Origin of the sequence: Actinomadura rupiterrae (assembly GCF_024172125.1) — a bacterium.
Taxonomy (GTDB): domain Bacteria; phylum Actinomycetota; class Actinomycetes; order Streptosporangiales; family Streptosporangiaceae; genus Spirillospora; species Spirillospora rupiterrae.
On the sequence record NZ_JAMZEA010000002.1, the window covers coordinates 273,768 to 298,912 of the forward strand.

Genomic DNA, 25,145 nt, shown 5'->3' on the forward strand with positions numbered 1-25,145 from the left:
TGCGGGCGGGGGCGTCGCGTCTAGAAGGTCAGGGCGGTGGGGTGGGCGTCGGGGCGCATGGCGGCGTCGGTGCCGCCGTCCACGTACAGGACGGAGCCGGTCGCGAAGCGCGCCTCGGGCTTGAGGAACTGGTGCACCCAGAACGCGACGTCCTCGGGCTCGCCGAAGAACCCGAGCGGCATCGGGGTCGGGAAGTCGTCCGGGTCGCCCTCGGCCGCGCCGCCGGTCGAGTCGCGGAGCAGCGGCGTCAGCACCGCGCCCGGCGCGATCGCGTTGAGCAGCACGCCCTGCCGCGCCCATTCGGGCGTGACCGCCGTCCGCCGCACCCAGTGCGCGACGGCCAGCTTGGACGTCGCGTACGCGGCGATGCTCGGCGCGAAGTCGAGGATCTCCTGGGGCGCGGCGGCCTGCTCGGTGCGGGCCCGCTCGCGCGCGCCGTCCTCGTCCCCGGCGAGGGCGAGCGCGGCCAGCTCGGCGTCCACCAGCGGGACGGTGCTGGCGGAGTTGGAGCTCATCACCACCGCCCGGCCCGCCCCGGACGCCGCGAGCGCGCCGCGCAGCCCGGCCAGCAGCGCCACCGGCCCGAAGTAGTTGATCGACATGACCGCCGCGGCGTCCTTCATGCCGGGGCCGACGCCGGCGATCGCGGCGGCGCCGTCGAGCCGCCCGCCGCTGAGCGACAGCACCTCCTCGACCGCCCGCGCGCGCCCGTCCGGCGTGCCGAGGTCGGCTAGGACGTGCGCGTCGTGCAGGTCGACACCGATGACCGAGTGCCCGGCCCGCTCCAGGCGCGCGGCGGTGGCCGCCCCTATCCCGGACGCCGAGCCGGTGACCGCGTACGTGCCCATGCATGCCCTCCCGGGGTCAGTACGTGAAGGGCAGGTGCTTGATGCCGTTGATGAAGTTGGAGTAGAGCCGGTCGGGCTCGCCCACGCTGCGGATCGTCGGGACGCGCTCGAACAGCTCCCGGAACAGGACGGTGATCTCGCGGCGGGCCAGGTTCGCGCCCAGGCAGAAGTGCGGTCCCGGACCGCCGAAACCGACGTGCGGGTTCGGGGAGCGCAGGATGTCGAACCGGTCCGCGTGCTCGAAGACCGTCTCGTCCCGGTTCGCCGAGTTGTAGAACAGCAGCACCTTGTCCCCGGCGCGGTACCGGTTGCCGTTCATCTCGTAGTCCCGGGTCAGCGTCCGGCGGAACTGGATCACCGGCGTCGCCATCCGGACGATCTCCTCGACCGCGCCCGCGATCCGCCCGTCGAAGTCGGCCAGCAGCCGCGCCCGCTGGTCCGGATGCTCGGTGAGCAGCCGCAGCCCGTGCGACATCGCGTTCCGCGTCGTCTCGTTGCCCGCCACGACCAGCAGGATGAAGAACGACCCGATCTCCTGGTCGGTGAGCGACTCGCCGTCCACGTTCGCCGCGGCCAGCGCCGACACCAGGTCGTCGCCCGGCTCGCGGCGGCGCCGCCGGGCCAGCTTCATCGCCATGTGGTTCAGTTCGTACCCGGCGGTCATCGCGGCGGCCAGCCCGTACAGCACGCCGCTGCGGGTGATCCCCGACCGGACGAACTCGCGCCCGCCGGTGTACTCCGGGTCGCCGATGCCGAGGATCACGTTCGTCCGGTCGTACACCATCGCCCGGTCGTCCTCGGGGATGCCCATCATGTCGCAGATGACCTGCACCGGCAGCCGCGCCGCGACCTCGGTGACGAAGTCCCCGGGGCCGTTCGCGAGCAGGTCGTCCACGATCCTCCGGGCGCTGTCGCGCAGCCCGGCCTCGGTGCGGGCGAGCATCCGCGGGGTGAACGCCCGCGACACGATCCGGCGCAGCCGCGCGTGCCGCGGGTCGTCCATGTTGATCATCGAGCCGAAGTAGCGGGCCATGTAGCCGGGCAGGTCGGCGATGCTGTTCGAGCACGGCTCGCTGCTGAACACCTCGGGCGTGCGGCTCGCCTCCACCACGTCCGCGTGCCGGACGAGCGCGTGGTAGCCCGGACCGTGCTTGATGAACGGCAGCTTCAGCTCGGGGAAGAACACCGGCTCGTCCCGCCGCCTGAGCTCGGCGAACGCCGCCTCCCGCTCGCCTGGCGGACGCGCCCAGAAGGCAAGGTCGGACAGGTTGATGCCGGTCCGCAACGCCGTCGTCATCCCGCAACACCCCTGGCACCCGAGTCGCCCGAGTCGCATTCGGTTCTATCGAACTCGGCTGCCGGGGCTCCCGTCAACCGGCCGGGGTGAGGATCGTCCGCCGCAGCACCGCCCGCTCGACCGCCGTCCAGGACGCGGACGCCAGCAGGTACACCCCCGCCGCGAGCGGTACGAACGCCGCGACGGCCACCGTCCCGAGCGACAGCAGCCGCATCCACGCCTGCGGCGCGTGCCGCGACGACCACCAGCCCACCACCGCGAGCGCCACGAACAACCCCGCGAACACCAGCCCCGCCGGCGTCGCGGCCACCGAGACGAAGTTCTGCCCCAGCGGCACGGAGAACACCGCATGCGCCAGCAGGACGTTCTGGTGCCCGGCGATCATGCCCGACCGGAACAGCCGGTACATCACCATGAAGAACGGGAACTGGAGCAGCATCGGCCCGAACCCGGTCAGCGGCGACGCGCCCTCCCGCTCGTACAGCGCGGCCGTCTCCCGCCGCAGCCGCTCTGGGTTCCGGCCATGCCGCTCCCGCAGCCGCGCCAGCTTCGGCAGCAGCGCCGCCCGCGCCTTCTCTCCCCGCGCCGCCCGCACCGCGAGCGGCAGCATCAGCGCCCGCACCCCGAGCGTGAACAGCACGATCGCCAGGACGGCGGAGAACCCGCCCGCCACCGGCTCCAATCCCAACGTCAGCCCCTTGACCAGCGCATACGCACCGGCAACGGGCGCATCAAGCAAACCCACGACAACCTCCAGGAAGGGAACGATCAGTACGAGAACCTGATCGCCCGTCCTGGAGCCCTGGGCCGGGGCCGCCCCGCCGCGTCCGGATCGCACTGCGCGAGGAACGCCGTCCGAAGCGTCCGCTCCCGCAACCGCGTCCGAACCCGCCCGACGGCAACCGCACCGTCCGCGCACACGGCCCGCGTAGCGGCCAGCACCACCAGCCCCGCGACCGCGGCCAGCGAAGCCACCACCACCAACCGAGGCAACTCACCCTGAGCCAAAAGCCCCGGCGCCCCCGCAAACAACAAGGCAGGCAGAACAACCAGCCAAACCGCCCCCCGCGGCAGCCGTCCACCCATGCCAACCCCCATACCCAAACCGACGCCCCACCGCCCCACCCGGTTCCAGCCAATCCCCGCAAGGAGCGGGCGGGCGGCGGGCTTCAGATCTTGATGACGGCCGCGCGGTCCCCGCAGAGGGTCATGAAGTCGTCCGGGTCCGATGTGAGGATGACGGCGGGTTGGGAGGCGGCCAGCGCGGTCGCCGCGACGACGGCGTCGATCGCGTGCTTGTGCCCATGCCGGTCCGCCGCACGGAGCAGGCGGACGGCTTCGAGGGAGATCTCCCGGGTCACCGGGACGATCCGCAGGTGCGAGAGCGTCCAGTCCAGGGACTGGAGCCGGGTCTCGGGGTGGGTCGCCTCGACGATGCTCACGGCGCTGACGACCATCGGGACGTTCTCGTTGCGGGCGCCGGCGGCCCATTCGAACATCTCCCGGTCGCGCCGCACCAGCCGCGACAGCCCTTCGCAGTCGAGGACGACGGTAGGGGACGGCTTCAGGGGGGCACGCGTCATGCGACTCTTCCTGGCGGCTCGTGCTCGGTATGGACGGGTGCGGCGGTGTCCTGCCCCTCTGCGAGCCGGGCTCGGAGGTAGTCGGCGGCGACCCGCGCGATGATCGAACGCTTCTCGTCCACGGCCGCCGGGTCGAGCGGGCCGTGCTCCTCTTCGAATCCGGCGACGAGGTCGCCGAGGCGGTCGCGTTCGAGCTGCCGGGCGACCGCCGCCGTCACGTACGCGGACAGGTTTCCGTCACCCCGGACGCGTGCCTCCTCGGCGACGTCCTCGGGGATCGTGACGCTGTACTTGCGCGTGGTGTCGGCCATGCTTGTGATGCTACTCGCCATGCCACCGCCTGTCTCTCTGCTACTCAGTGGAGTATAGCGAGTGCAAAGAGTAGTGAAAGGGCGGTGAGGGTTTTGGTGGGGGGCATTCGGGTGGTTATTAGGGCGTCTCGGGTTTCTGAGCGGGACCAGTAGGTGAGGGCGGCGCTCAGGGAGCGGCCGGCGCCGAAGGTGGCGCCTGCCAGGAGGGTTGCGGGGGCGCTGAGGTGGGCCAGGAAGAGGCCCAGGGCGAGGACGTAGGGGGAGGACGCGCTGACGTAGGTGCGGACGCCGGTGCCCATTTCGAAGCCGAATTGGAGGGTGCCGGTGCGCAGGCGGTGCATGAGGACTTCTTGCGGGATCTGGCGGGAGTTCTGGGGCAGGGGGATTTTCAGCAGGCCGATGTCGCGGGCGGCGGCGAGTGCGGCGACGGCGATGATCAGTCCCGCGCGGACGGCGTGCGGGAGCGGGGCCGTGAGACCGGACGCGAGCCAGATCACCGCGGCGCTCAGGGTGCCCCCGAGCAGCAGCCCGAGGGAGAAGACGGCCAGGACCTCGCCCTGCCGTATAGGGGCCCGCCAACCTGGCGAGAACAGCACGGATTCGCTGTTGCGCGTTCAAACCGAGCCGGAGAGCGCGAAGCCGGCCAGGGCGCCGACCGCCGCCCAGCACAGGACGGTCGCGTCCAGCGCGGCGGCGGCGACGGCCAGCAGCGCCAGGGCCGCGACCGGGAGCAACGGCTCGGTCAGGGCCCGGCGCAGCTGTCCGGCCGGGGCGGTCAGTTGTAGCACGCGACCGCCTTGCGGCAGATCGTCTTGTACCAGCTGCCGCCGCTGGACTTCTTCCAGCCGTCGTGGCAGCGCCAGGTGACGCCGCGGCGGCAGTTCCCGCAGCTCTTGGACACCTTCCAGATCCAGCCGTCCCACTTGCCGCCGTAGCACTGGTTCGGGCGCAGCTTGTAGCGGTGCGGGTCGGACACGCCGGAGCGGTGGTAGCCCTTGTACTTGCCGCTCGTCCGGCAGCAGGACGAGCAGACCAGGCTCGGCCCGCAGCCCGGCGAGCAGCCGACGTGCGGCTCGCCCGGCGGGCAGTACGGGAGGATGTCGTAGTAGCCGCTGCTCAGGCTGAAGCCCTCGGCGAGGGCCTGCCGCGCGGGCGGCAGCACGCCGATCGCGTTCAGTCCGGCGGTGGCTCCGGCCGCCGCGAGGCCCGCGAGCAGCCCGCGCCGGGCCGGACGGAACCGGGCGCCCTCGTCCTCGGGCGGCCTGCGCCGCACGCGCTCGGTTCCGGCGGGCCTCGGCCCGCGCAGCGGCGGCACGTCCTCTAGTTCGATCACCGACCCACCTCCAGCTCCGGTTCCAGCAGTTCGCGCAGCGACTCCGGTGAGCCGACCGGGGCCGCCGCGGAGACGCGGCCGTCCTCCGTCAGGACGACCGCGAAGGGCGTGGCGGGGACGCGGTAGTCGTCGAAGAGCCCGGCGCTCTCGTGCGCGAGGACGGTCGCGTCCGCCGGGACCGTCCGGGGCGCGGGGCCCGCGAAGACCGCGCGCAGCGGGGTTCCGGCCGCGGCGAGCACCTCGTCGCAGACGCCGCAGTCGCGGTCGAGGAAGAGCACCAGGCCGGGGCCGAGCCGTCCGAAACCGGGTGCGGGGGCGCCGGGCTCCGGGCCCGGCGCGGGGTGCGCGGCGGTCGCGCGGCCCGTCCCGGACAGCGCGTGCACCTGCCGCACCAGGCCCGCGACGACCAGGGCCAGCAGCAGGATCGCCACCCAGGAGAGCAGCAGCGCACTGGTCTCGAAGCTCACCCCGTGCTCCTTTCGGGCTCGAAACTCACCCCATGCTCCTTTCGGGGACGTCCATGGCCCGGGGCAGGATCCACAGCAGCACGCCGAGCGCGGCCCCGGCGACGGCGCCGGCGAGCGTCTCGCCGCCCAGCGCGGGCGGGGACGCGAGCGCCCCGCCGAGGGCCAGGACGGCCAGCCCGGCGGCCCGCGCGGCGACCCACATCGACATCGGCGCGGAGGGATCGCCGCCGCACCCGCACGGCACCCGCCGGGCTCCGGCCTTCCGGGTCACGTAAGCCGCATAGGCGGCGTACAAGGCGAAGATCAGGGCGGCGGTGGCGAGCGCGCCGCGGGTCAGGTCCGTCCGGCGCAGGCCCAGGCCCAGCAGCAGGACGCCCAGCGCGGCGACCTCGGCGGTCACGGCCAGCGATGCCGCGGTCGGGCTCAGCCGGGACGGGATCGCGCCCTGGGCGCGCAGCGCCGCCGCGAGCCCGTGCGTGCGCAGGTGCCCGGCCAGGGACGGCACCAGGACGACCAGGACGGCGGAGGTCCCCGCGAGGGCGGCGAGCCCGCCCATCAGCGGACCGCTTCCACCGACAGCGAGGAGAGCCGCCCCGGGACGCTCCTGACCTGGTCCTCCTCCGGCAGGACGGTCACCAGCAGGCGGCTCAGCGCCAGCAGGAAGTAGGGGCCCTGGCCGTCCACGGTGTCCTGGAAGAGCTCCCCGCCCGCCACGGCCGCGCCGCGCCAGCCCGGCAGCCGCCGGCGCGTCTCGCTCGTCAGCGGCGTGATCTCCAGGAGGCCGAAGCCCGGGACCTCCTTCACCAGCTCAGCGGGTTCGGGCAGCGCGACGCCGCGGGCGGCGGGCGCGACCGTGATGCCGTCGTCGTGCTCGGTCAGGCGCAGACCGGACAGGAACGCCACGGCGTCGGCCGGACGTCCGCCGTACAGGTGGGTGAAGGCGGCGAAGCGGCGGCCTTCCCAGACGGCGGCGAGGACGGTGTCGCGCTGGCCGGTGTCGGGGTCGCGGGTGGACGCCGCGTGCCCCACCCGGAGCCGCCCGCCCTGGACGCGGAACTCCTCCTCGAACCTGGCGACGCCGACGTCCTCGGCCCAGGCCGCGGCGTCCGCGCGGGTGCCGCTGGAGATCTCGTGCAGCCGCGCGCCCGCGGTGACCCGGGCCACCGAGGTGAACGGGCGGCCGAGGTCGTGGTCGCCGCGGAGCCGCACGCGGGTGCCGTCGAGGGAGCGGTGGATGACCTGCTGTCCCATCGGGTGCGCCACCTTTCGCCGGTTGGTCCGTCTCGTGGCGGAACGAGAGACTCGTGACGTAGATCACAGTAACCGGACTCCCCGGCCGGGAGAGGTAAACGCGCCGGAAGTGGTCATGCCTTGGGGGAGGGTAGGGTCACGGCGTGAACCGCTCCAACCTGACCGTCCCGCCGGAGGGCGCGACCGTACCCGCGCCGCACCCGGACGCCCCCGCGGGCGCGCCGCTCGGCACGCACTACGCGCGGTGCTTCGGCTGCGGCCCCGACCACCCGACCGGGCTCCACCTGGAGGCCGTGAGCGAGGAGGACGGGCTCGGCGTCGCGGCCAAGTTCACCGTCGGCGACGTCCACCAGGGCGCGCCCGGTCTCGCGCACGGCGGCGTTTTGGCCACGGCGATGGACGAGGCGCTCGGTATGGTCGTCTGGCTGCTCCGCAAGCCGTACGTGACCGGCCGGCTGGAGACCGACTACGTGCTCCCCGTCCCGGTGGGCACGACCCTGTACATCCGCACCCGCTGCACCGGCGTCGTGGGGCGCAAGGCGTACCTGGAGGCCGAGGCCCGCATGGACGCCGTGGACGGGCCCGTCGCGGTGCGCGCGGCGGCGCTGTTCATCGAGGTGCCGATGGCGCACTTCGAGCGGCACGGCGACGCGGACGCGAGCGGCGGGGGCAGCGACGACGGCCGCCGGGTCAACCCCTGACCCCGGGCCGGCGAACCGACCCGTGACGAGAGTGGGGAGCGCGCCGTGAGCGTGGACGTCCTGTTGAAGCGGCTCGACCCCGGGCTGCCCGCGCCGTCGTACGCGCACGCGGGCGACGCGGGTGCCGACCTGTACGCCGCCGAGGACGTGGAGCTGGAGCCGGGGGAGCGGCGGGTCGTCCCGACGGGGGTGGCGATCGCCCTGCCTGACGGTTACGCGGCCTTCGTCCACCCACGGTCGGGTTTGGGCGCTAAGTTTGGGGTGACCATCGTCAACGCACCCGGTACGGTCGACGCCGGCTATCGGGGTGAGATCAAGGTGACCCTGCTGAACACCGACCAGCGCGCCGCCGTCCGGCTGCGCCGCGGGGACCGCATCGCGCAGCTGGTCGTCCAGCGGGTCGAGCACGCGGTCTTCCACGAGGTCGCCGAACTTCCCGGATCGTCGCGCGGAGCCAACGGTTTCGGCTCCTCGGGCGGGTTCGCGGACAACCAGCACAGTCGAGAAGGAGTGTGAGTCGTGGCTTTTGGACGCCGCCGGCGGGACGACGAGCCCGCGAACGGCGCGGAGAACGCCGCCGAAGAGGCCGTCGAAGCCGCTGAGGCCGAGGCCGAGGAGGCCGCCCCGGGCGGGGAGACCGCCAAGGGGGGCCCGTGGGACTCCGAGGACTCCCCGCCGGAGATGCAGCGCCTCGACTTCGGCGCCATGCAGATCCCGGTCGCTCCCGGGCTGGGCTTCCAGGTGAACTTCGAGGCGACCCAGGTGGACGAGGAGGGCAACCCGCTCGACGGGCGGCCCGTCGCGGTGCTCGTCCAGTACAACGAGAGCGCCATGCAGCTCCAGGTGTTCGCCGCGCCCAAGCGCAGCGGCATCTGGGAGGACGTCCGGCGCGAGACCGCGCAGGACATCACCGAGAACGCGGGCGGCCAGGTCCAGGAGGTCGAGGGCCCGTTCGGCGACGAGCTGCTCGCCATGGTCCCCGCCGCGCTGACCGAGGAAGTCCTGGCCGAGATGCCGGACGAGGTCAAGGAGCAGATCCCGCAGGAGTTCATCGAGCAGGGCTGGGCTCCGCAGATCATCCGCTTCGTCGGCGTGGACGGCCCGCGCTGGTTCCTCCAGGCCGTGGTGCAGGGCGCCGCGATCGAGGACGAGGAGCAGTGGCAGGTCCTGGAGGACGTGCTGAGCGGCGTCGTCGTCGTCCGCGGCGACTCGCCGATGCCGCCCCGCGACCTGCTGGAGCTCAAGATCCCGCAGGAGTTCCAGGAGGCCGGCGAGGACGACGAGGAGAACGTCGAGACGTTCAACCCTTTTGAGCGCGGCCCGGAGATCACCGAGGTCCGCTGACCCGAGCCTCGCGAAGGCCCGCCGAGCACTCCCGTGCCCGGCGGGCCTTCTGCTTGTCAGGCGACGGACGAGCGGAAGGCGGCCCGCAGGGCCTCCCGCGCCGTGTCGGCGTCCTGGGCCAGGTCGGCCGAGCACAGCAGCCGCCCGGGGCGGACGATCCGCCACCACGGCCCGCGCACCCGCAGCACGCCTACCGAGACGTCCAGCTCGTCCATGGGCACGCCGTCCGCGGCGACGTCCTCCGCCGCGTCCCGGACCATCTGCCAGGGGAGGGCGGGCCGGGGTGGGCCGTCGTCGGAGAGCACGTCCTCCCGCACCCGGGACGAGAAGCGCAGCGCCTCATCCGACACCGCGACCACCGCGTCCCGGAGTGCGGGCAGGCCGTCCAGGCTGGACCAGTACGGCGGGTCCAGGGCGTCCCGGACCTGGGACGTCAGGTCGGCTTCGGCGACGATGGCCCGCCACCACCGCGTCCACCCGGCCGCGGCCCCGTCCGGGTCCGCCCACCGATCGGACAGATCGGGCACGGTGAGGGCGAGCGGAGGCGGGACGAGCGGCCCACCCTCGACGGGGAGGCGCAGGACGTCCCGCAGGAACAGCGCGACGTGGGGCAGCCGCTCGACATCCTCGGCGAGCCGCCACGACTCGCCCCCGGCGAACCGCATCCGCCCTCCCCGCCGCGTCAGTGCACGTTCTCGGTGTCGGTCGGCCGGGCGATGGAGCAGATCCTGCCGTCCACGAGCATGACGTCCCCGGTCATGTAGGCGAAGACGGTGCCGGTCTTGGTGAAGTGCTTCTCCGAATGCCGCCAGGCCCAGCCGCCCGTGTTGGCCCACACCGCGAGGTGGAAGGAGCTCCGGCCGCCCTTGGACAGATTATGCCAATGGATGGTCGCCGAACCGTGGGACAGGTGCGAGGGTGTCGGCCATGCCCCGGCCGCGAAGACCGGATGGCCGCCGTTGTTCCAGTTCCGGATGAACAGCCCGGACGTCCCGCAGTTCCCGTGGACGTAGTTGGCGGCGCCCATGCCTCCGGCGGGGGCGGCGACGCCCGAGCCGCGCACACCGAGCCGGTGGCACAGGGCGGCGACGGACGCGTCGTCGGCCAGGTCGGCGGACGTGACGCGGCGCGGATCGGCGACGCGGCATTGGACGGTCATCGCCTGGCGTGCGACCGCCCCGGCGGAATCCGGGGCGGCCGGCGCGGCGGCGGCGGGAAGGGCCGTCGCCGCAGTACCGCCCGCGGCGAACAGGACGGCGAGAAAAGCGCGCTTGGTGAACATTCTGACTCCCAGAATCTCGTGTTCCTCTTCAGCGCGGCAGTGCGGGCTCCTTTCCGTCGAGGCCGCTGATCTTCCTGCCGGGGGACTGTAGGGACCGTGTCCCGTTCCAGGCCATACGGCTGACCGGCAGTGGACACCCGTCGGGAGCCCTTGCCGGAGCGACCGGACGGGCGGTTAATCGGGGCATGTCGAAGCGCACTCGCAAGCGTCGGAGCCGGAAGCGGAACAAGGCGAACAAGGGTCGGCGCCCCTGCGCGCGGCACTGACCGCCCGAGCGCCGCGCCCCGAGGTCAGCCGACCGAGGAGGCTGGTGTCCGCCCGGCCGCCGCGGACCGTGACCAGCCGGACGCCGAGGACCACGGCGGACGCGGCTAGCGCGGTGCTGACCCAGACGGGCGCGCGGTAGCCGAGGTCGCCGTCCATCGCCAGCCCGCCGAGGACGGGCCCGACGACCGCGCCCACGTTCAGCGCGGCCGTGGCGAACGCGCCCGCGAGCGTCGGCGCGTCCGAGGCCGCGTACAGGGCGCGGGCGATCAGCGTCGAGCCGACGCCGAACCCCAGCGCGCCCTGCGCGAACACCAGCGGGACGACCAGGGCCGGGACGTCCGCGAACGCCGCGAGTGCCGCCCACCCGGCGACCAGCGCAAGGCCGCCGCCCGCGAGGACCGTCCGCGGGCGGGTGTCGGCGAGCCGTCCGGACGCGGTGACCCCGGCGAACGAGCCGAGCCCGAACACCGCCAGCAGCACCGGGACCCAGCCGTCACCGAACCCCGCGACCTCGGTGACCAGCGGTGCGAGGTAGGTGAAGGCGCAGAACGTCGCGCCGTTGACGAGGGCGCCGACGGCGAGGACGAGCAGCACGTCCGGACGGCGCAGCACCCGCAGTTCGGGCCGCACACTCGTCCCCGCGGACGGCTCGTCCGGCACGGACGTCAGGATCGCGGCCAGCGCGGGCGCGGACAGCAGCGCCACGGCCCAGAACGCCGCGCGCCACCCCCACAGCCGGCCGAGCAGCGCGCCCGCCGGGACGCCCGCGACGCACGCGAGCGTGACGCCGCCGAGGAGCGTCGCGGTGGCGCGGCCCTTGGCGTCCGGCCGGACCATGGCGACGGCCGCCGCGACGGCGACCGCGAGGAACCCCGCGTTCGCGAGCGCCGCGACCACGCGGGTGCCGAGCAGCACCGCGAAGTCCGAGGTCAGCGCCCCGGCCACGTGGACGGCCAGGAAGGCGCCGAGGAAGAGCAGCAGCGCCCGGCGGCGCGGCCACCGCCGCGCGAGCACCGCCATCAGCGGCGCTCCGACGACCATCCCGGCGGCGAACGCCGAGGTCAGCGTCCCGGCCGTCCCGATCGGGACGCCGGTGTCGCGGGCGAGGTCCGGCAGCAGGCCGGACAGCATGAATTCGGACGTCCCCTGCGCGAACACGGCGAGCGCGAGGACGTAAAGAGCGAACGGCACGAATGACTCCGTCGAGGCTTCACGTAGGAGAAGCGGCCGCGCCCGAACGACGACGGCCACCGCGGAAGGGAAGATGCGCGGTGCCCAACAAGCCGGCGCGACAGCGCCGCTCAATACCCGACGAGCCAGCGGGAGTCGGGTGGGGTGTGGGCCACCGCGCTTGCGGTGGCTAGCGTCTTGAAGCCTCGGGGGAGGACATGCGCGACACCTTACGCGAGGCGTTCGAGTGTCGCCATGTCGTGGTCGTCCAGTTCCAGCCGGAGGGCGGCCATGTTCTGCTCAAGGTGGGTGAGCGAGGCGGTGCCGGGGATCTGGACGAGCGTGGGGGAGCGGGCCAGGCCCCAGGCCAGCGCGACCTGGTAGACCGTGGCGCCGTGCCGGAGGGCGACGCGCCGGAGGCCGTCGTCGGTGAAGCGGATGCGGCCGCCGCCGAGGGACGAGTGCGCCACGTAGGTGACGCCCGCGCGGGCGCACTCGTCCACCAGGGACGCGTCGCTCTGGTCGAGCACCCCGAACCGGTTCTGGACGGCCGATACCGGCGCGACCGTCCGGGCCTCGTCGAACTGGGCGCGCGTGACGTCCGCGACCCCGAGGTTCCGGACGAGTCCCTTGGCGCGCAGCTCCGCGAGCCGCGCGAACCGCTCGGCGAGCGCCTCTCCGGGACGTCCGGCCTGCACGTACACCAGGTCCAGCGCGTCCAGGCCCAGCTCGCCGAGGTTCTGCTCGACGGCGGCGCGGACGTCCTGGCCCGGGCCGACCTTCGTCGCGACGGTCAGGCCGTCCGGGTAGGGGCGCAGCGCGCGGCGCAGGATCTCGTTCGCGCTGCTGGAGCCGCGCGTGTAGAACGCGGCGGTGTCGATGTGCGCCACGCCCAGCTCGACGGCCCGCCGCGCCACCGCGACGGCCGTCGTGTGGTCCACCGGATGCCGCCCGGGCATGCCCGGCAGCCGCATCGCGCCGAACCCCAGCCGCCGGCGGGCCCCCGCCCGCCGGTCGGCCCCAGACCGGAATCCGCCCCCCATGGCAGACATCATCCCAGCATGTCGCCCGTCCGCCCGGACGTCCACCGGCCGCGCCCGCGCGCGGCGCGGCGGCGCGGTCAGTTCGCGTTGGCGGCGGCGGTGCGCGGGGCCCCGGCGGCGCGGGCGATGTCGGGGGTGCGGTAGAGGTGCTCGGGGATCTCGGCGAGGCGGGACGGATGGACCTGGTCGCCGAGGCCGTAGAACTTCTGGAAGCTCATGATCAGCGGGCGCCAGCGGTCCGGGTCGATGCGGTTCTCGTGGCCGTCCATGGTGATGGACGGGTGGACGTGCACGCGCTGCACGCGGGTCTCGAAGATCGTGATGTTGCCGCCCAGCTCGGCCGCGAGGGGACGGGAGTCCTCCACGACGGCCTCCATCGCGACCGGGCACTCGGCGACGCGCGGCGGCCGGACGGTCTCGGACGCGACCGGCGTGAGCCCGGCGACGCCGAACTTGTCGCGGACGTGCCGGTAGCCGCGTTCGAGCTTCGACGGGGAGACGGGGTCCGAGCCCGTGGTGCGGGCCAGCCGGTCGACGGCCCCGGCCTGCGCGGTGGAGGGCAGGTTGATCGTGCACTCGCCGGTGGCCAGCATGTTCTGCGCCGTCTTGGACGAGGTGGACATGCCGAGCACGCACCGCCAGCCCAGCCAGAACGCCGAGGACATCGGCCCGAGGTTGGGGTGGCCGTCGCGGCCGGCGGTGCCGAGGAGGACCACCGGGGTGCCGAAGTAGAGGATGGCGGGTTCGATGCCGATGTGCTCCATGCGTCCAGCCTCGGCGAGGTCCGCCCCCGCCGCTGGCGGGAAACCGACGTCGCGTTCGCCGGCGGCGGCCGCGCACGGCGTCAGTTGATGCGGAAGACGGGGACGCCCGGGGCGATGGCGTTGATCTGCTCGTCGGTGGCGTTCTTGGTCAGGCCGTCCATGAGGGCGGAGACCTCCCAGGCCCACTTCTTCATGTAGGCGCGGATGATCGGCAGCTTCACCGCGTCGTCCAGCTCGGTAGCGGTGAACTCCTCGACCTTGCGGCCGAGGCGCAGCTTGCCGCCGCCCGCGACGCGGATGTTGCGCACCCAGTGGGTCCGTCCGCGCGGGGAGATCAGGTAGCGCTGACCGTCCACGATCAGCAGGTTCACCGGGTTGCTGCGCCATTCGCCGGACTTGCGGCCGCGCACCGACAGCTCGCGGGAGCCCATGAGGCTGACGCCGTGCCGGGCGAGGAAGCCGATGAACTTGTTGAACTGGAGGGTCGCCTTGCTCCCGGGCGGGACGAGCCGGTTCCGCACGTCGTTCTGAGCGGCGTTCGAAACGGCGTTCTCGTGGAGGTCGTTCATCTCGGGCTCCTCAGTTTCGGAGAGCAGTGCTCTCGACTAAGAGCATCATGCGCGCATCGCCGTCCCGATGTCAAGAGCGGTGCTCTCGAAATTGTCTACCGCTCTGCTCCGTGCCAGACTGAGGGCATGAACGCGAGCCGCACCGCCCGCGAGCGGGCCAGGGCAGAACTCACCCGGGAGATCAAGGAGGAGGCGCGCCGGCAGCTGGCCGCCTCGGGCGCGCAGGGCCTGTCGCTGCGCGCGGTCTCGCGGGAGATGGGCATGGTCTCGTCCGCGCTCTACCGCTACTTCCCGAGCCGGGACGACCTGCTCACCGCGCTGATCGTGGACGCCTACGACGCGGTCGGCGAGCGCGCCGAGCAGGCCGACCGGGAGGCCGCGCAGGACGGACCGCGGGCCCGCTGGCGCGCCGTCTGCGCCGCCGTGCGCGGCTGGGCGGCCGAGCGTCCGCACGAGTACGCGCTGATCTACGGCTCGCCCGTGCCCGGCTACGCCGCCCCCGAGGACACGATCGCCCCCGCGACGCGCGTCCCGTTCGTCCTGCTGGGCATCGTGCAGGACGCCGCGACGTCCGGCCGGCTCGACGCGTCCGGCCCCGAGCCCGGCCCGGAGCTGACCGCCCAGCTCAAGATCATCAACGCGGCCGCCGCGCCGGACGTCCCCGCGCCCGCGACGGCCCGGCTGGCCGCGCACTGGGCCCAGCTCACCGGCCTGATCAGCTTCGAGCTCTTCGGCCAGTTCGCCAACACGCTCGACCCGGCCGACGAGTTCTTCGCCTACTCGGTCGAGCGCATGGCCGACGACCTAGGCTTCCCCGCCTGACCGCGGGATCTCGATGCGGTACCGGAGGTCCTGGTACTGCGGGCCCAGCCGGGACGGGACGGTCGTGCCGTCCGGGACGAACCCGTTCCGCTCGTAGAAGCCGCGCGCCCGGGCGTTCCCGTCGAGCACCCACAGCACCAGCGCTGGGACGTGCGTCGGGACGGCCTCGATCGTGCTCCGCAGCAGGGCCGTCCCGACGCCGCGCCGCCACGTGGACGGCCCGAGGTAGATCGCGTACAGCTCCCACGCGCGCCCGGCCACGAGATCCTCGTCCCGCGGCGGCCCGGAACTGGCGAACCCGACCAACCCGCCGTCGTCCTCGGCGACCAGGACGGTGACGGTCGAGCCGGGGGCGGTGCGCTCGCGCCAGTCGGCCACGCGGTCCTGCCAGCGGAGCGCGTCCAGCTCGGCGTCCGGGACGAACCCGCGGTAGGCGGTCCGCCATCCGGCGACGTGCACCTTCGCGATGGCCTCGGCGTCCTCGGGGGTGGCGTGCCGCACGTTCATAAGAACGATCTTGCCCGATCCGGACGCGCCGGGCGCTAGCGGACGCCGCGGGGGCGGAATTGGACGCTTATGCGGGGGCCTAGGGGGCGCGCGGATTTCGGGATGGCGTGCTCCCAGGTGCGCTGGCAGCTGCCGCCCATGACGATCAGGTCGCCGTGGCCGATGTCGTAGCGGAGTGTGGGGCCGCCGCCGCCCGCCGGGCGCAGGAGTAGGGGGCGGGGTGTGCCGAGCGAGATGATCGCGACCATCGTGTCCTCGGTGGCGCCGCGGCCGAGGCGGTCGCCGTGCCAGGCGACGCTGTCGCGGCCGTCCCGGTAGAGGCACAGGCCCGCCGTGCGGAACGGCTCGCCCAGCTCCTCGCGGTAGTACTCGCTGAGCATGTCGCGGGCCTCGTCCAGGACGGGCTCGGGCAGGCGATCGGACTCGCGGTAGTAGGCGAGCAGGCGCGGGACGTCCACGACCCGCTCGTACATGCGCCGCCGCTCGGCCCGCCACGGGACGCCCGCCATCAGCCGCTCGAACAGCGCGTCCGCGCCCGCGAGCCAGCCCGGCCGCAGGTCGACCCACGCGCCGTGCGCGAGCGGCGTGCGGCGCACGTGCCCGGCCAGCTCGCGCGGGCCGCTCTCCGTCCCGACGTCCAGCAGCGAACCCTGGAAAACACCGTCCATGCGTCCATCTTATCGAACCTTTGTTCGAGCGCCGTCGAAAAGTCGGTGGCGTGGCCCGGGGCCGTGACGGATCATGCGTGGAATGGACTCCGTACGGATCAGGCAGATGTTCCCGGACGACGTGCCCGCCGCCGCCCATGCCGAGGCCGCCGCCTTCCTGGAGGTCGACCGGATGGGCAGGCTGTGGAACGAGCCGGAGCCCGCGCCGCCGGACGAGGCGTCCCGCCGCCGCTGGATCGCCGGGATGGGCCACCACCTCGCGACCGACCCCGGCGGCTGCCGGGTCGCCGAGTCGGACGCGGGGGAGATCGTCGGTTTCGCGGTCTCGCAGAACCGCGGCGGCTTCTGGTACCTGGCCTCCTACGGCGTCGTCCCCGGCCTCCAGTCCAAGGGCGTCGGGACGAGGCTGCTGGACGCCGCCCTCGCGCACGCGGACGGCCGTCCCGGGATGATCTCCTCGTCCCCGCACCCGGGCGCGACCCGCCGCTACCGCCGCGCCGGTTTCACGATGCTTCCGGAGATGCGCATGACCGGACGCGTCGACCGCGCCGCCCTCCCCGCGCTTGACGGCCTCCGCGACGGACGCCGCGACGACCTCGAATGGATGGACGCCCTCGACGAGCGCCTGCGCGGCGGCGGACACGGCCCCGACCACGTCCACATGCTGGACGACCTGGGCCTGCGCCTGGTCGTCTCTGCTTCGCCCGCCGAGCGCCCCGGCTACGTCTACATCAACGAGGAGAGCGGCCACAGCGTCCTGCTGGCCGCCGCGGACGTCGAGACCGCGGAGAAGCTCCTGTGGGAGGCCCTCGCGCACGCGCACGAGGAGACGGTCATCAACCGCATCACGTCCGGAAACCAGTGGGCCATCGACGTCGGCCTGGACGCGCGGCTGGACCTCGGCCAGACGGGCTACCTCGCCCTGCGCGGCCTGCCCGAGCCGGTGCCCTACCTCGCCAGCGGTCATCATCTTTAAACTGACCGGAATAGTGGGAATATCGCGCGGGTTGTGCTGATCATGAACCTGGGAGTGGCTTTTCATTCCAGCACGTCCGGCACGGACAGCGCGTCCGGCAACGCGGTGGACCACGCGGTGGCCCTCGGACGGCGGGCGGCCGAGGCCGGCATCCGCTCGGCCTGGCTCGGCCAGCTGTTCGACCACGACGCGATCGGCCTCGCGGGGATCATCGCCCGCGAGGTGCCGGACCTGACCGTCGGGACGTCCGCCGTGCCGGTCTTCGGACGGCACCCGCTGCTGGTGTCCAGCCAGGCGCAGACCAGCCAGGCCGCCGCGCACGGCCGGTTCCGGCTCGGCCTCGCGCTCGGCACCCGGCACCTCACCGAGAGCGCCTTCGGCCTGCCGTTCGAGCGGCCGATCGCGCGGCTGCGCGAGTTCCTCACCGCGCTGCGCCCGCTGCTGGAGACCGGCACCGCCGACTTCCACGGCGAGCTGCTGACCGCGACGACGCCCTACAGCGCCGCCGTGGCGGGCGCGGAGCCGACGGTGCCCGTGCTGGTCGCGGCGATGGGCCCGCAGGCCCTCGACGTGACCGGCGAGCTGGCGGACGGCGCGCTGCCCTTCCTCGCCGGGCCGCGCACCCTCGGCGAGGAGATCGTCCCGCGCCTCACCGCCGCCGCCGAGCGTGCCGGACGCCCCGCGCCCCGCGTCATCGCGGCCGTGGCGGGCGTGGTCACCGACGACGTGGACGCGGCGCGCGAGAAGGCCGCCGAGACGACCGCCCTCTACGACCGCATCCCGTCCTACCAGCGCGTCATCCAGCTCGAAGGCCACTCGCGCGCGGCCGACCTCGTCGTGATCGGCGACGAGGACCACCTGGCGAAGGCGCTCCGCTCCTACTTCGACGCGGGCGCGACCGAGGTCTTCCTCACCCAGTCCGACCTGACCGGCGAGGACGACCGCCAGCGCACCTGGCGCCTCCTAGGCGAACTGACGACCACCGCCTAACCGCCCGCCAGGCCGCCTGGCCGTCTGGCCGCCTGGCCGACCGTCAGGCCGCGAAGACCTAGCCGACCGTCTGGTCGCCCTCCAGGCGGGCCGCGAGCCGGGCGCGGAGGTCGCTCAACCGGGCGATCTCCGCGTCCAGCGCCGCGAGCCGCGCGCTCGCGACCCCGCCGCCCGCCGCCGGGACGTCCCGGGAGCCGCACAGGGTGTCGCCGCCGCGCGCCGCCTCGGCCAGCTCGTCCAGCTGGGGCGCGACCCGGGCGAGGTCCTCGACGGTCAGGCCGAGCGAGAGCAGGTCCCGGACGACCCGGACCCGCTCGACGTCCCGCGTCCCGTACTCGCGCTGCCCGGACGCCGTGCGGACCGGCGGCGGCAGCAGGCCCCGCTCCTCGTAGAAGCGCAGCGCGCGCGGGGTGGTGCCCGCCGCCGCTGCCGCGTCGCCGATCCGCATCCGGGTCCTCCTCAGACGTCGACCACCACCGAGCCCAGGTGCTCGCCGGCCAGCAGTTCGTGCAACGCGCGCGGCGCGGATTCGATGCCCTGGAACCGGACGTGCGGGAAGGCGATCTCCCTTTCGCGCAGCCAGCCGCCGAACCGCCGCGTCCACTCCGCGCGCGTCTCCGCGTCCTGCGCCAGGACGCCGCGCAGCGAGACCCGCTTGCGGATCAGCTCGAAGACGTCCAGCTCGACCGGCGCGGACGCCCCCGACCCGCCCGGCGCGAGTTGCGAGGAGAGCGTCCCGACCAGCGCCACCCGGCCGTCCTGGTTCAGGGCCCCGACCGCCGCGCGCAGCTGGGCGCCGCCGACGTTGTCCACCACCACGTCGATCCCGTCCGGCGCGACCTTGCGGAGCCCCTCGGCCGTCGAGGCCTCCTCCCGCGACAGGGCGGCGTCGTACCCGAACTCCGCGACGAGCCGCTCGCCCTTCTGCGCCGATCCCGTCGTGCCGACGACGCGTCCCGCGCCCAGCAGCCGCGCGATCTGCCCCGCGAGCGACCCCACACCACCGGCCGCGCCCGTCACCAGCACCGTCTCGCCCGGACGCACCGGAGCCTCCCGCGTCAGCGCCGAGTACGCCGTGACGCCGGGCGCGAGGTAGGCCGCCGGATCAGGCAGTTCGCCGTCCAGGCGCACCAACTGCCCCTCGGGCACCAGCGCGTACTCCCGCCACCCGAGGAAGTGCGAAACCAGGTCGCCCGGACGCACCGACGCCCCGTCCGGCGCCGAAACGACCTCGCCCACGGCCGCCCCCATCAACGGGTCGCCCGCCGACAGCCGGGGCCAGGGCGTCTCGCCCTCCCCGTCGCCGACCAGCACCCGCAGCCCCGGGAACACGTGGAACACCGCGTTCCGGACGAGCACCCCGTCCCCCTCGGGCACCGGGACGTCCACGACCTCGAAGTTCTCCGGCCGCGGCAACCCGACCGCCCGCGCCACAAGCCTGATCTCACGCACAGCGCACCTCCACAAAGACGTCGAAAGCGCGCCGACGCTAACCCCTCACCCGCGCGTCAAGGTCAAGCCCCGCGCGGGCTCCCCAGCGCGCTGGAAGCACCGGCGAGCGCGCGCCGCCAGCCGTCCGTTAGGGGTCCGTTAAGCCGGTCGGGGGCCGCGCTAAGGAAGCGTCAATAGGGCCCAAGTAGGCATGTACCAGGCGTTTTACTCCTCGTGTGCCCCCGAAAAGCGGGGCACCCCGGACACGAGGAGGAGCGTGATGGAGCGTTTCGAGGAGGTCGCCTGGCCCGCCGCCGGCGGCGTCCTGGCCGCCTTCGTCCTCGCCGTGGTGCTGAAGTCCGCGCCCTGGCCCTGGGGGTTCGCCGCCGTCGCGGCGGCCGTCGGGGCGTTCGCGGCCCGGCTCCCGCTGCCGGCGGCCGCCGGCCTCGGCGTCGTGGGCTGGGCCTTCGTGACCGGCTTCGACGTGCGGGGGAGCGGCGACCTCGGCGTCTCCGGCCCGGCCGACGCCTGGCGCCTGGCCGCCCTCGCGGCCGCCGGCGCCACCGCCGCCCTCGCCGCCGCGCTCGTGGCTCCGAGATCTTCGATGAAGGAAACCGACAACGATGAGTGACGTCGAGTTCGTCCTGCTGACGCTGGTGGTGTTCGCCGTGCTCGGCCTGCTGGTGAAGGGCGTGGAGAAGCTGTGACCGCCGAGAACGCGGTCGGGCTCGTCCTGGCCGCCGTGCTGTTCGTCTTCCTCGTGGCCGCCCTGCTCTACCCGGAGAGGTTCTAGATGAGCACGACCGTCGCGGGAGTGCTGTTCATCGCCTCCCTCGCCGTCGCCCTCGCGGTCGTCTACCGGCCGCTCGGCGACTACATGTACCGGGTGTACTCGGGGACGCGGCACTCGCGGTTCGAGAAGGCCCTTTACCGGCTGATCGGGGCGCGTCCCGACTCCGAGCAGACGTGGGGTGTGTACGCGCGGAGCGTCCTGGCGTTCTCCGTGGTCAGCGTGCTGTTCCTGTACCTGATGCAGCGGGTGCAGAACCACCTGCTGCTGTCGCTCGGGTTCAAGCCGGTGGACGCCGACCAGGCGTGGAACACCGCGGTCAGCTTCGTCACCAACACCAACTGGCAGTCGTACTCGGGCGAGGCCACGATGGGCCACCTGGTGCAGATGGCCGGGCTCGCCGTGCAGAACTTCGTGTCGGCGGCCGTAGGCATGGCGGTGGCGATCGCGCTCGTCCGGGGTTTCGCGCGGAAGAAGACCGACCAGCTCGGCAACTTCTGGGTGGACCTGACGCGCGGCGTCGTCCGGATCCTGCTGCCGATCGCGTTCGTGGGCGCCATTGTGCTGGTCGCGGGCGGGTTGATCCAGAACTTCGGCTCCGGGCACGACGTCACGACGCTGGCCGGCCAGACGCAGCACATCACCGGCGGGCCGGTGGCCTCGCAGGAGGTCATCAAGGAGCTCGGGACGAACGGCGGCGGCTTCTACAACGCCAACTCCGCGCACCCGTTCGAGAACGCCGCGACGTGGACGAACTGGTTCGAGATCTTCCTGATCCTGTGCATCCCGTTCGCGCTGTGCCGGACGTTCGGCCGCATGGTCGGGCAGAACCGGCAGGGCTACGCGATCGTGTCGGTGATGGCGACGCTGGCGGTCGTCAGCATCGTCCTCACCAACGTGTTCCAGCTGATGCACCACGGGACGGTCCCGACCGCGGTCGGCTCGTCCATGGAGGGCGTGGAGACCCGGTTCGGGGTGTCGAACTCCGCGACATTCGGGGCGGCGACCACGCTGACCTCGACCGGGGCCGTGGACTCCTTCCACGACTCCTACACCAGCCTCGGCGGCATGATGACGATGTTCAACATGATGCTCGGCGAGGTCGCGCCCGGTGGTACGGGCTCGGGCCTCTACGGGATGCTCGTGCTGGCCGTCATCACCGTGTTCGTCGCGGGCCTCATGGTCGGCCGCACCCCCGAGTACCTCGGGAAGAAGATCGGCAGCCGCGAGATGAAGTTCGCGGCCCTGTACTTCCTGGTCACGCCGATGCTCGTGCTGTTCGCGACCGGCCTCGGGCTCGCGCTGGACGCGGGCAAGGACGGGATGCTCAACAGCGGCGCGCACGGCCTCAGCGAGGTCCTGTACGCGTTCACGTCGGCGTCCAACAACAACGGGTCGGCGTTCGCCGGGCTCTCGGCGAACACGCCCTTCTACAACACCGCCACCGGACTGTGCATGGCGTTCGGGCGGTTCCTGCCGATCGTGTTCGTCCTGGCGCTCGCCGGGTCGCTCGCCAAGCAGGGCCACACGCCCGAGTCGGACGGCACGCTCCCGACGCACCGGCCGCAGTTCGTCGGCCTGGTCGCGGGCGTGACGCTGATCCTCGTCGCCCTCACCTTCCTCCCCGCGCTGGCGCTGGGGCCGTTGGCCGAAGGAATCCACTGATGACCACACAGACCCTTGAGGCGCCCAGCCCGGCGCCCGAACCGCCGACCCCGGCGAAGCAGAAGGTCCAGGGCGGGCTGCTCGACCCGAAGCAGCTGCTGAGGTCGCTGCCGGACGCGATGCGCAAGCTCGACCCGCGGACGCTGTGGCGCAACCCGGTCATGCTGATCGTGGAGATCGGCGCGGTGTGGACGACGGTCCTGGCCGTCCTGCACCCGAGCTTCTTCGCCTGGGCGATCGTGGTCTGGCTCTGGCTGACCGTCGTGTTCGCCAACCTCGCCGAGGCCGTCGCCGAGGGGCGCGGCAAGGCGCAGGCGGACGCGCTGCGCAAGGCCAAGACCGACGCGATGGCGCGCCGCGTCCTGGACTGGAAGCCGGGCGCCGCCGAGCTGCGCGAGGAGGAGGTCGGCGCGCCGGAGCTCCGCCAGGGCGACGTCGTGGTGGTCGAGGCCGGCCAGATCATCCCCGGGGACGGCGACGTCGTCGAGGGCATCGCCTCGGTGGACGAGTCGGCGATCACCGGCGAGTCCGCGCCCGTCATCCGCGAGTCCGGCGGCGACCGGTCCGCGGTGACCGGCGGCACCAAGGTGCTGTCGGACCGGATCATCGTGAAGATCACCCAGAAGCCCGGCGAGTCGTTCATCGACAAGATGATCGCCCTGGTCGAGGGCGCGAACCGGCAGAAGACGCCGAACGAGATCGCGCTGAACATCCTGCTCGCGGCGCTGACCGTCATCTTCGTCATGGCCGTCGCGACGCTCCAGCCGATGGCGATCTTCTCCAAGGGCAACAACCCGGGTGTCGCCGACTCGCTCTCGCTGGACTCCCACGGCGTCACAGGTGTCGTCCTGGTGTCGCTGCTGGTCTGCCTGATCCCGACGACGATCGGCGCGCTGCTGAGCGCGATCGGCATCGCGGGGATGGACCGGCTCGTCCAGCGGAACGTCCTGGCGATGAGCGGGCGCGCCGTCGAGGCGGCGGGCGACGTCAACACGCTGCTGCTCGACAAGACCGGAACGATCACCCTCGGCAACCGGCAGGCGTCGGAGTTCGTCCCGGTCGCGGGCGTCACCGAGGACGGGCTGGCCGACGCGGCGCAGCTGTCCAGCCTCGCCGACGAGACCCCCGAGGGCCGCTCGGTCGTCGTCCTCGCCAAGGAGCGCTACGGCCTGCGCGAGCGGACGCCCGGCGAGCTGTCGCACGCCGAGTGGGTGCCTTTTACCGCCCAGACCAGGATGTCCGGCGTGAACCTGGACGACCGGCAGCTGCGCAAGGGCGCGGCGAGCGCGGTGGCGGACTGGGTGCGCGAGCAGGGCGGCGAGGTCCCGGCGGAGCTGGGCCGGATCGTGGACGGCATCTCCGCGTCCGGCGGAACCCCGCTGGTCGTCGGCGAGAGCGCGGACGGCGCGACCCGCGTGCTCGGCGTCATCCACCTCAAGGACGTCGTCAAGGCCGGCATGCGCGAGCGCTTCGACGAGATGCGCCGCATGGGCATCCGGACCGTCATGATCACCGGCGACAACCCGCTGACCGCCAAGGCGATCGCGGACGAGGCTGGCGTGGACGACTTCCTCGCCGAGGCCAAGCCCGAGGACAAGCTCGCGCTCATCAAGAAGGAGCAGGACGGCGGGCGCCTGGTCGCGATGACCGGCGACGGCACCAACGACGCGCCCGCGCTCGCCCAGGCCGACGTCGGCGTGGCCATGAACACCGGCACCTCGGCCGCCAAGGAGGCCGGGAACATGGTGGACCTGGACTCCGACCCGACCAAGCTCATCGAGATCGTGGAGATCGGCAAGCAGCTGCTCATCACCCGCGGCGCGCTGACGACGTTCTCGATCGCCAACGACATCGCCAAGTACTTCGCGATCATCCCGGCGATGTTCGTGGCGCTGTTCCCGGGCCTGGACGCGCTGAACATCATGCGGCTGCACAGCCCGCAGAGCGCGATCCTGTCGGCGGTCGTGTTCAACGCGCTGGTCATCATCGCGCTGATCCCGCTCGCGCTGCGCGGTGTCGCCTACCGGCCGAGCAGCGCGTCCAAGCTGCTCAGCCGCAACCTCTACGTCTACGGCATCGGCGGCATCATCGCGCCGTTCATCGGCATCAAGGCCATCGACCTTCTCATCCAGTTCCTTCCGGGGATGTCCTGACATGCGTATTCCAAGCTGGATCCGGCAGCACCTCGCGGCCGCCCGCGCGCTGCTCGTCCTCACGGTGGTGCTCGGCGTCGCCTACCCGCTCGCGGTGTGGGCCGTCGCCCAGATCCCGGGCCTGCGGGCGAACGCCGAAGGCTCCTACGTCTCGCGCGACGGGCACCGGGTCGGCAGCTCGCTGATCGGGCAGTCGTTCACCGACAAGCAGGGCGACCCGCTCAAGCAGTACTTCCAGAGCCGTCCGTCGGCGGCGGGCGACGGGTACGACCCGACCGCGACGAGCGCGAGCAACCTCGGGCCTGAGAGCATCGTGGACACGCTGCCCGACCCGAAGCTGAAGACCGATGACAACGCCAAGCCCAGCCTGCTCACGACCATCTGCTCGCGCAGCAAGGCGATCGGCGAGCTGGACGGCGTGGACGGCGGCCGCCCGTTCTGCACCAGGGACAGCGGCGTCGGCGCGGTGCTCGCCGTCTTCGGCGACCGCGACCGGCAGGGCAGGGTCCCGCACCCGACCCGCGTGGTCAGCGTGAACGAGCAGGCCGGGGTCGTGAAGGCGCCCTTCCTGCCCACGTACGAAGGCGTCAAGGTCGAGCTGGCCAAGTACGGCGAGGACTACTCGAAGGGCCTGATCGTCCCGGTCAAGGGCGACGCTCCGGCCAAGCCGGCCGTCCCTGCCGACGCGGTCACGGCGTCCGGCTCCGGCCTGGACCCGGACATCTCCCCGGCATACGCCGACATCCAGGTCAAGCGGGTGGCCGCTGCCCGCCACATCAGCGCGGACCAGGTCCGGAAGCTGCTCGACGAGAACAGGATGGGACGCGGGCTCGGGTTCCTGGGCGAGCCGCGGGTCAACGTCCTCCGGCTGAACCTCGCACTGGACCGGCAGTACCCGGTCAAGGCATAACGG

The 25,145-nt window shown here is 73.0% G+C and carries 32 protein-coding genes and 1 pseudogene; 12 read left to right on the top strand and 21 right to left on the bottom strand.

The genetic code is table 11. The annotated features are described in order from the left end of the window. Positions 1-20: 20 nt before the first annotated feature. From FHU30_RS05715 to FHU30_RS05765, 11 genes are all read right to left on the bottom strand, one after another. The gene (locus tag FHU30_RS05715) at positions 21-848 is read right to left on the bottom strand and encodes an SDR family oxidoreductase (protein WP_253872474.1); all 828 of its coding nucleotides are present in this window, start codon (positions 846-848) and stop codon (positions 21-23) included. Between the two features lie 16 nt (positions 849-864). Continuing rightward, positions 865-2,145: a cytochrome P450 gene (locus FHU30_RS05720; protein WP_253872487.1), complete on the bottom strand. Its 1,281-nt coding sequence runs from the start codon at positions 2,143-2,145 to the stop codon at positions 865-867. 73 nt (positions 2,146-2,218) lie between these two features. After that, positions 2,219-2,890, bottom strand: a complete 672-nt coding sequence (locus FHU30_RS05725; RefSeq protein ID WP_253872490.1) for a YidC/Oxa1 family membrane protein insertase — start codon at positions 2,888-2,890, stop codon at positions 2,219-2,221. A 424-nt stretch (positions 2,891-3,314) separates the two neighbouring features. Then, positions 3,315-3,728 (bottom strand): PIN domain-containing protein, encoded by a 414-nt coding sequence (locus tag FHU30_RS05730; RefSeq protein ID WP_253872493.1) that lies wholly within the window; start codon positions 3,726-3,728, stop codon positions 3,315-3,317. Further along, positions 3,725-4,039, bottom strand: coding sequence for a CopG family transcriptional regulator (locus tag FHU30_RS05735; RefSeq protein ID WP_253872497.1), 315 nt, complete (start codon positions 4,037-4,039; stop codon positions 3,725-3,727). Before FHU30_RS05735 ends, FHU30_RS05730 begins: the two co-directional genes overlap by 4 nt. Positions 4,040-4,083: 44 nt before the next feature. Next, positions 4,084-4,635, bottom strand: coding sequence for a hypothetical protein (locus tag FHU30_RS05740; RefSeq protein WP_253872500.1), 552 nt, complete (start codon positions 4,633-4,635; stop codon positions 4,084-4,086). Between the two features lie 18 nt (positions 4,636-4,653). Further along, entirely contained in the window at positions 4,654-4,827 is a 174-nt protein-coding gene (locus FHU30_RS05745; protein WP_253872502.1) for a hypothetical protein, read from the bottom strand. After that, positions 4,815-5,372 carry a hypothetical protein gene (locus tag FHU30_RS05750; protein WP_253872505.1) on the bottom strand — a complete coding sequence of 186 codons (558 nt, stop codon included), beginning with the start codon at positions 5,370-5,372 and terminating at the stop codon, positions 4,815-4,817. Before FHU30_RS05750 ends, FHU30_RS05745 begins: the two co-directional genes overlap by 13 nt. Next, positions 5,369-5,839 (bottom strand): hypothetical protein, encoded by a 471-nt coding sequence (locus tag FHU30_RS05755; RefSeq protein WP_253872508.1) that lies wholly within the window; start codon positions 5,837-5,839, stop codon positions 5,369-5,371. The genes FHU30_RS05750 and FHU30_RS05755 overlap by 4 nt, the downstream gene beginning before the upstream one ends. Before the next feature lie 25 nt (positions 5,840-5,864). Next, positions 5,865-6,395, bottom strand: a complete 531-nt coding sequence (locus FHU30_RS05760; protein ID WP_253872511.1) for a MauE/DoxX family redox-associated membrane protein — start codon at positions 6,393-6,395, stop codon at positions 5,865-5,867. After that, positions 6,395-7,090 (bottom strand): hypothetical protein, encoded by a 696-nt coding sequence (locus FHU30_RS05765; RefSeq protein ID WP_253872515.1) that lies wholly within the window; start codon positions 7,088-7,090, stop codon positions 6,395-6,397. The genes FHU30_RS05760 and FHU30_RS05765 overlap by 1 nt, the downstream gene beginning before the upstream one ends. A 143-nt stretch (positions 7,091-7,233) precedes the next feature. Here FHU30_RS05765 and FHU30_RS05770 point away from each other — a divergent pair, with 143 nt between their 5' ends. Genes FHU30_RS05770 through FHU30_RS05780 form a run of 3 tightly spaced genes read left to right on the top strand, consistent with a single transcriptional unit; the run spans position 7,234 to position 9,135 of the window. Next, complete coding sequence (locus FHU30_RS05770; RefSeq protein WP_253872518.1) at positions 7,234-7,791, top strand: PaaI family thioesterase; 558 nt, start codon at positions 7,234-7,236, stop codon at positions 7,789-7,791. Between the two features lie 45 nt (positions 7,792-7,836). After that, complete coding sequence (gene dut / locus FHU30_RS05775; protein ID WP_372503848.1) at positions 7,837-8,307, top strand: dUTP diphosphatase; 471 nt, start codon at positions 7,837-7,839, stop codon at positions 8,305-8,307. A 3-nt stretch (positions 8,308-8,310) separates the two neighbouring features. Further along, the gene (locus FHU30_RS05780) at positions 8,311-9,135 is read left to right on the top strand and encodes a DUF3710 domain-containing protein (protein WP_253872521.1); all 825 of its coding nucleotides are present in this window, start codon (positions 8,311-8,313) and stop codon (positions 9,133-9,135) included. 56 nt (positions 9,136-9,191) lie between these two features. On the opposite strand, the gene FHU30_RS05785 is transcribed toward FHU30_RS05780, so the two are convergent. After that, complete coding sequence (locus FHU30_RS05785) at positions 9,192-9,800, bottom strand: hypothetical protein (RefSeq protein WP_253872524.1); 609 nt, start codon at positions 9,798-9,800, stop codon at positions 9,192-9,194. Between the two features lie 17 nt (positions 9,801-9,817). Then, positions 9,818-10,417 (bottom strand): hypothetical protein, encoded by a 600-nt coding sequence (locus tag FHU30_RS05790; RefSeq protein WP_253872525.1) that lies wholly within the window; start codon positions 10,415-10,417, stop codon positions 9,818-9,820. Positions 10,418-10,602: 185 nt separating this feature from the next. Here FHU30_RS05790 and FHU30_RS47600 point away from each other — a divergent pair, with 185 nt between their 5' ends. Then, complete coding sequence (locus FHU30_RS47600; RefSeq protein ID WP_372503855.1) at positions 10,603-10,683, top strand: 50S ribosomal protein bL37; 81 nt, start codon at positions 10,603-10,605, stop codon at positions 10,681-10,683. Positions 10,684-10,780: 97 nt separating this feature from the next. On the opposite strand, the pseudogene FHU30_RS05795 reads toward FHU30_RS47600, so the two are convergent. From FHU30_RS05795 to FHU30_RS05810, 4 genes and pseudogenes are all read right to left on the bottom strand, one after another. After that, positions 10,781-11,935: pseudogene (locus FHU30_RS05795) on the bottom strand (Cmx/CmrA family chloramphenicol efflux MFS transporter); the annotation flags it as partial. 149 nt (positions 11,936-12,084) lie between these two features. After that, positions 12,085-12,897, bottom strand: a complete 813-nt coding sequence (locus FHU30_RS05800; RefSeq protein ID WP_253872530.1) for an aldo/keto reductase — start codon at positions 12,895-12,897, stop codon at positions 12,085-12,087. 77 nt (positions 12,898-12,974) lie between these two features. Then, the gene (locus tag FHU30_RS05805) at positions 12,975-13,661 is read right to left on the bottom strand and encodes a flavin reductase family protein (RefSeq protein ID WP_253872532.1); all 687 of its coding nucleotides are present in this window, start codon (positions 13,659-13,661) and stop codon (positions 12,975-12,977) included. A gap of 80 nt (positions 13,662-13,741) precedes the next feature. Next, a complete protein-coding gene (locus FHU30_RS05810; protein WP_253872535.1) occupies positions 13,742-14,230 on the bottom strand; it encodes a nitroreductase/quinone reductase family protein in 489 nt (162 codons plus the stop codon). A 126-nt stretch (positions 14,231-14,356) separates the two neighbouring features. Between FHU30_RS05810 and FHU30_RS05815 the strand changes: the two genes are divergently transcribed. Beyond that, the gene (locus FHU30_RS05815) at positions 14,357-15,052 is read left to right on the top strand and encodes a TetR/AcrR family transcriptional regulator (RefSeq protein ID WP_253872550.1); all 696 of its coding nucleotides are present in this window, start codon (positions 14,357-14,359) and stop codon (positions 15,050-15,052) included. Here FHU30_RS05815 and FHU30_RS05820 read toward each other — a convergent pair. Both FHU30_RS05820 and FHU30_RS05825 read right to left on the bottom strand, forming a co-directional pair. Then, positions 15,035-15,559 (bottom strand): GNAT family N-acetyltransferase, encoded by a 525-nt coding sequence (locus tag FHU30_RS05820; protein WP_253872555.1) that lies wholly within the window; start codon positions 15,557-15,559, stop codon positions 15,035-15,037. The two genes, FHU30_RS05815 and FHU30_RS05820, sit on opposite strands and share 18 nt — an antisense overlap. A 35-nt stretch (positions 15,560-15,594) precedes the next feature. Continuing rightward, positions 15,595-16,227, bottom strand: a complete 633-nt coding sequence (locus FHU30_RS05825) for an alpha-ketoglutarate-dependent dioxygenase AlkB (protein WP_253872558.1) — start codon at positions 16,225-16,227, stop codon at positions 15,595-15,597. Between the two features lie 82 nt (positions 16,228-16,309). Between FHU30_RS05825 and FHU30_RS05830 the strand changes: the two genes are divergently transcribed. Both FHU30_RS05830 and FHU30_RS05835 read left to right on the top strand, forming a co-directional pair. Then, on the top strand, positions 16,310-17,203 hold the full coding sequence (locus FHU30_RS05830; protein ID WP_253872560.1) for a GNAT family N-acetyltransferase: 894 nt from the start codon (positions 16,310-16,312) through the stop codon (positions 17,201-17,203). A 42-nt stretch (positions 17,204-17,245) separates the two neighbouring features. Next, positions 17,246-18,193 carry an LLM class F420-dependent oxidoreductase gene (locus tag FHU30_RS05835; RefSeq protein WP_253872563.1) on the top strand — a complete coding sequence of 316 codons (948 nt, stop codon included), beginning with the start codon at positions 17,246-17,248 and terminating at the stop codon, positions 18,191-18,193. Between the two features lie 58 nt (positions 18,194-18,251). Here the strand turns inward: FHU30_RS05835 and FHU30_RS05840 are convergent, their stop codons facing one another. Further along, complete coding sequence (locus tag FHU30_RS05840; protein ID WP_253872565.1) at positions 18,252-18,641, bottom strand: MerR family transcriptional regulator; 390 nt, start codon at positions 18,639-18,641, stop codon at positions 18,252-18,254. Positions 18,642-18,652: 11 nt separating this feature from the next. Continuing rightward, positions 18,653-19,645, bottom strand: coding sequence for a zinc-binding dehydrogenase (locus tag FHU30_RS45840; protein WP_308211207.1), 993 nt, complete (start codon positions 19,643-19,645; stop codon positions 18,653-18,655). A gap of 259 nt (positions 19,646-19,904) precedes the next feature. Here FHU30_RS45840 and FHU30_RS05855 point away from each other — a divergent pair, with 259 nt between their 5' ends. From FHU30_RS05855 to FHU30_RS05875, 5 genes are all read left to right on the top strand, one after another. After that, a complete protein-coding gene (locus FHU30_RS05855) occupies positions 19,905-20,255 on the top strand; it encodes a hypothetical protein (RefSeq protein WP_253872568.1) in 351 nt (116 codons plus the stop codon). Positions 20,256-20,327: 72 nt separating this feature from the next. Then, positions 20,328-20,417: a K(+)-transporting ATPase subunit F gene (gene kdpF, locus FHU30_RS05860; protein WP_253872570.1), complete on the top strand. Its 90-nt coding sequence runs from the start codon at positions 20,328-20,330 to the stop codon at positions 20,415-20,417. Next, positions 20,418-22,079, top strand: coding sequence for a potassium-transporting ATPase subunit KdpA (gene kdpA / locus FHU30_RS05865; RefSeq protein ID WP_253872573.1), 1,662 nt, complete (start codon positions 20,418-20,420; stop codon positions 22,077-22,079). After that, on the top strand, positions 22,079-24,232 hold the full coding sequence (gene kdpB / locus FHU30_RS05870) for a potassium-transporting ATPase subunit KdpB (protein ID WP_301322748.1): 2,154 nt from the start codon (positions 22,079-22,081) through the stop codon (positions 24,230-24,232). Before kdpA ends, kdpB begins: the two co-directional genes overlap by 1 nt. Position 24,233: 1 nt before the next feature. After that, complete coding sequence (locus FHU30_RS05875; RefSeq protein ID WP_253872576.1) at positions 24,234-25,142, top strand: potassium-transporting ATPase subunit C; 909 nt, start codon at positions 24,234-24,236, stop codon at positions 25,140-25,142. The last annotated feature ends 3 nt before the right edge of the window (positions 25,143-25,145 follow it).

What these genes read in the sequence shown, in the direction of transcription:
- FHU30_RS05715 (WP_253872474.1), bottom strand. Translation starts at nt 848, where the DNA reads ATGGGCACGTACGCGGTCACCGGCTCGGCGTCCGGGATAGGGGCGGCC.
- FHU30_RS05720 (WP_253872487.1), bottom strand. Translation starts at nt 2,145, where the DNA reads ATGACGACGGCGTTGCGGACCGGCATCAACCTGTCCGACCTTGCCTTC.
- FHU30_RS05730 (WP_253872493.1), bottom strand. Translation starts at nt 3,728, where the DNA reads ATGACGCGTGCCCCCCTGAAGCCGTCCCCTACCGTCGTCCTCGACTGC.
- FHU30_RS05735 (WP_253872497.1), bottom strand. Translation starts at nt 4,039, where the DNA reads ATGGCCGACACCACGCGCAAGTACAGCGTCACGATCCCCGAGGACGTC.
- FHU30_RS05760 (WP_253872511.1), bottom strand. Translation starts at nt 6,395, where the DNA reads ATGGGCGGGCTCGCCGCCCTCGCGGGGACCTCCGCCGTCCTGGTCGTC.
- FHU30_RS05765 (WP_253872515.1), bottom strand. Translation starts at nt 7,090, where the DNA reads ATGGGACAGCAGGTCATCCACCGCTCCCTCGACGGCACCCGCGTGCGG.
- FHU30_RS05785 (WP_253872524.1), bottom strand. Translation starts at nt 9,800, where the DNA reads ATGCGGTTCGCCGGGGGCGAGTCGTGGCGGCTCGCCGAGGATGTCGAG.
- FHU30_RS05790 (WP_253872525.1), bottom strand. Translation starts at nt 10,417, where the DNA reads ATGTTCACCAAGCGCGCTTTTCTCGCCGTCCTGTTCGCCGCGGGCGGT.
- FHU30_RS47600 (WP_372503855.1), top strand. Translation starts at nt 10,603, where the DNA reads ATGTCGAAGCGCACTCGCAAGCGTCGGAGCCGGAAGCGGAACAAGGCG.
- FHU30_RS05800 (WP_253872530.1), bottom strand. Translation starts at nt 12,897, where the DNA reads ATGGGGGGCGGATTCCGGTCTGGGGCCGACCGGCGGGCGGGGGCCCGC.
- FHU30_RS05805 (WP_253872532.1), bottom strand. Translation starts at nt 13,661, where the DNA reads ATGGAGCACATCGGCATCGAACCCGCCATCCTCTACTTCGGCACCCCG.
- FHU30_RS05810 (WP_253872535.1), bottom strand. Translation starts at nt 14,230, where the DNA reads ATGAACGACCTCCACGAGAACGCCGTTTCGAACGCCGCTCAGAACGAC.
- FHU30_RS05815 (WP_253872550.1), top strand. Translation starts at nt 14,357, where the DNA reads ATGAACGCGAGCCGCACCGCCCGCGAGCGGGCCAGGGCAGAACTCACC.
- FHU30_RS05820 (WP_253872555.1), bottom strand. Translation starts at nt 15,559, where the DNA reads ATGAACGTGCGGCACGCCACCCCCGAGGACGCCGAGGCCATCGCGAAG.
- FHU30_RS05825 (WP_253872558.1), bottom strand. Translation starts at nt 16,227, where the DNA reads ATGGACGGTGTTTTCCAGGGTTCGCTGCTGGACGTCGGGACGGAGAGC.
- FHU30_RS05830 (WP_253872560.1), top strand. Translation starts at nt 16,310, where the DNA reads ATGGACTCCGTACGGATCAGGCAGATGTTCCCGGACGACGTGCCCGCC.
- FHU30_RS05835 (WP_253872563.1), top strand. Translation starts at nt 17,246, where the DNA reads ATGAACCTGGGAGTGGCTTTTCATTCCAGCACGTCCGGCACGGACAGC.
- FHU30_RS05840 (WP_253872565.1), bottom strand. Translation starts at nt 18,641, where the DNA reads ATGCGGATCGGCGACGCGGCAGCGGCGGCGGGCACCACCCCGCGCGCG.
- FHU30_RS05855 (WP_253872568.1), top strand. Translation starts at nt 19,905, where the DNA reads ATGGAGCGTTTCGAGGAGGTCGCCTGGCCCGCCGCCGGCGGCGTCCTG.
- kdpA (WP_253872573.1), top strand. Translation starts at nt 20,418, where the DNA reads ATGAGCACGACCGTCGCGGGAGTGCTGTTCATCGCCTCCCTCGCCGTC.
- kdpB (WP_301322748.1), top strand. Translation starts at nt 22,079, where the DNA reads ATGACCACACAGACCCTTGAGGCGCCCAGCCCGGCGCCCGAACCGCCG.
- FHU30_RS05875 (WP_253872576.1), top strand. Translation starts at nt 24,234, where the DNA reads ATGCGTATTCCAAGCTGGATCCGGCAGCACCTCGCGGCCGCCCGCGCG.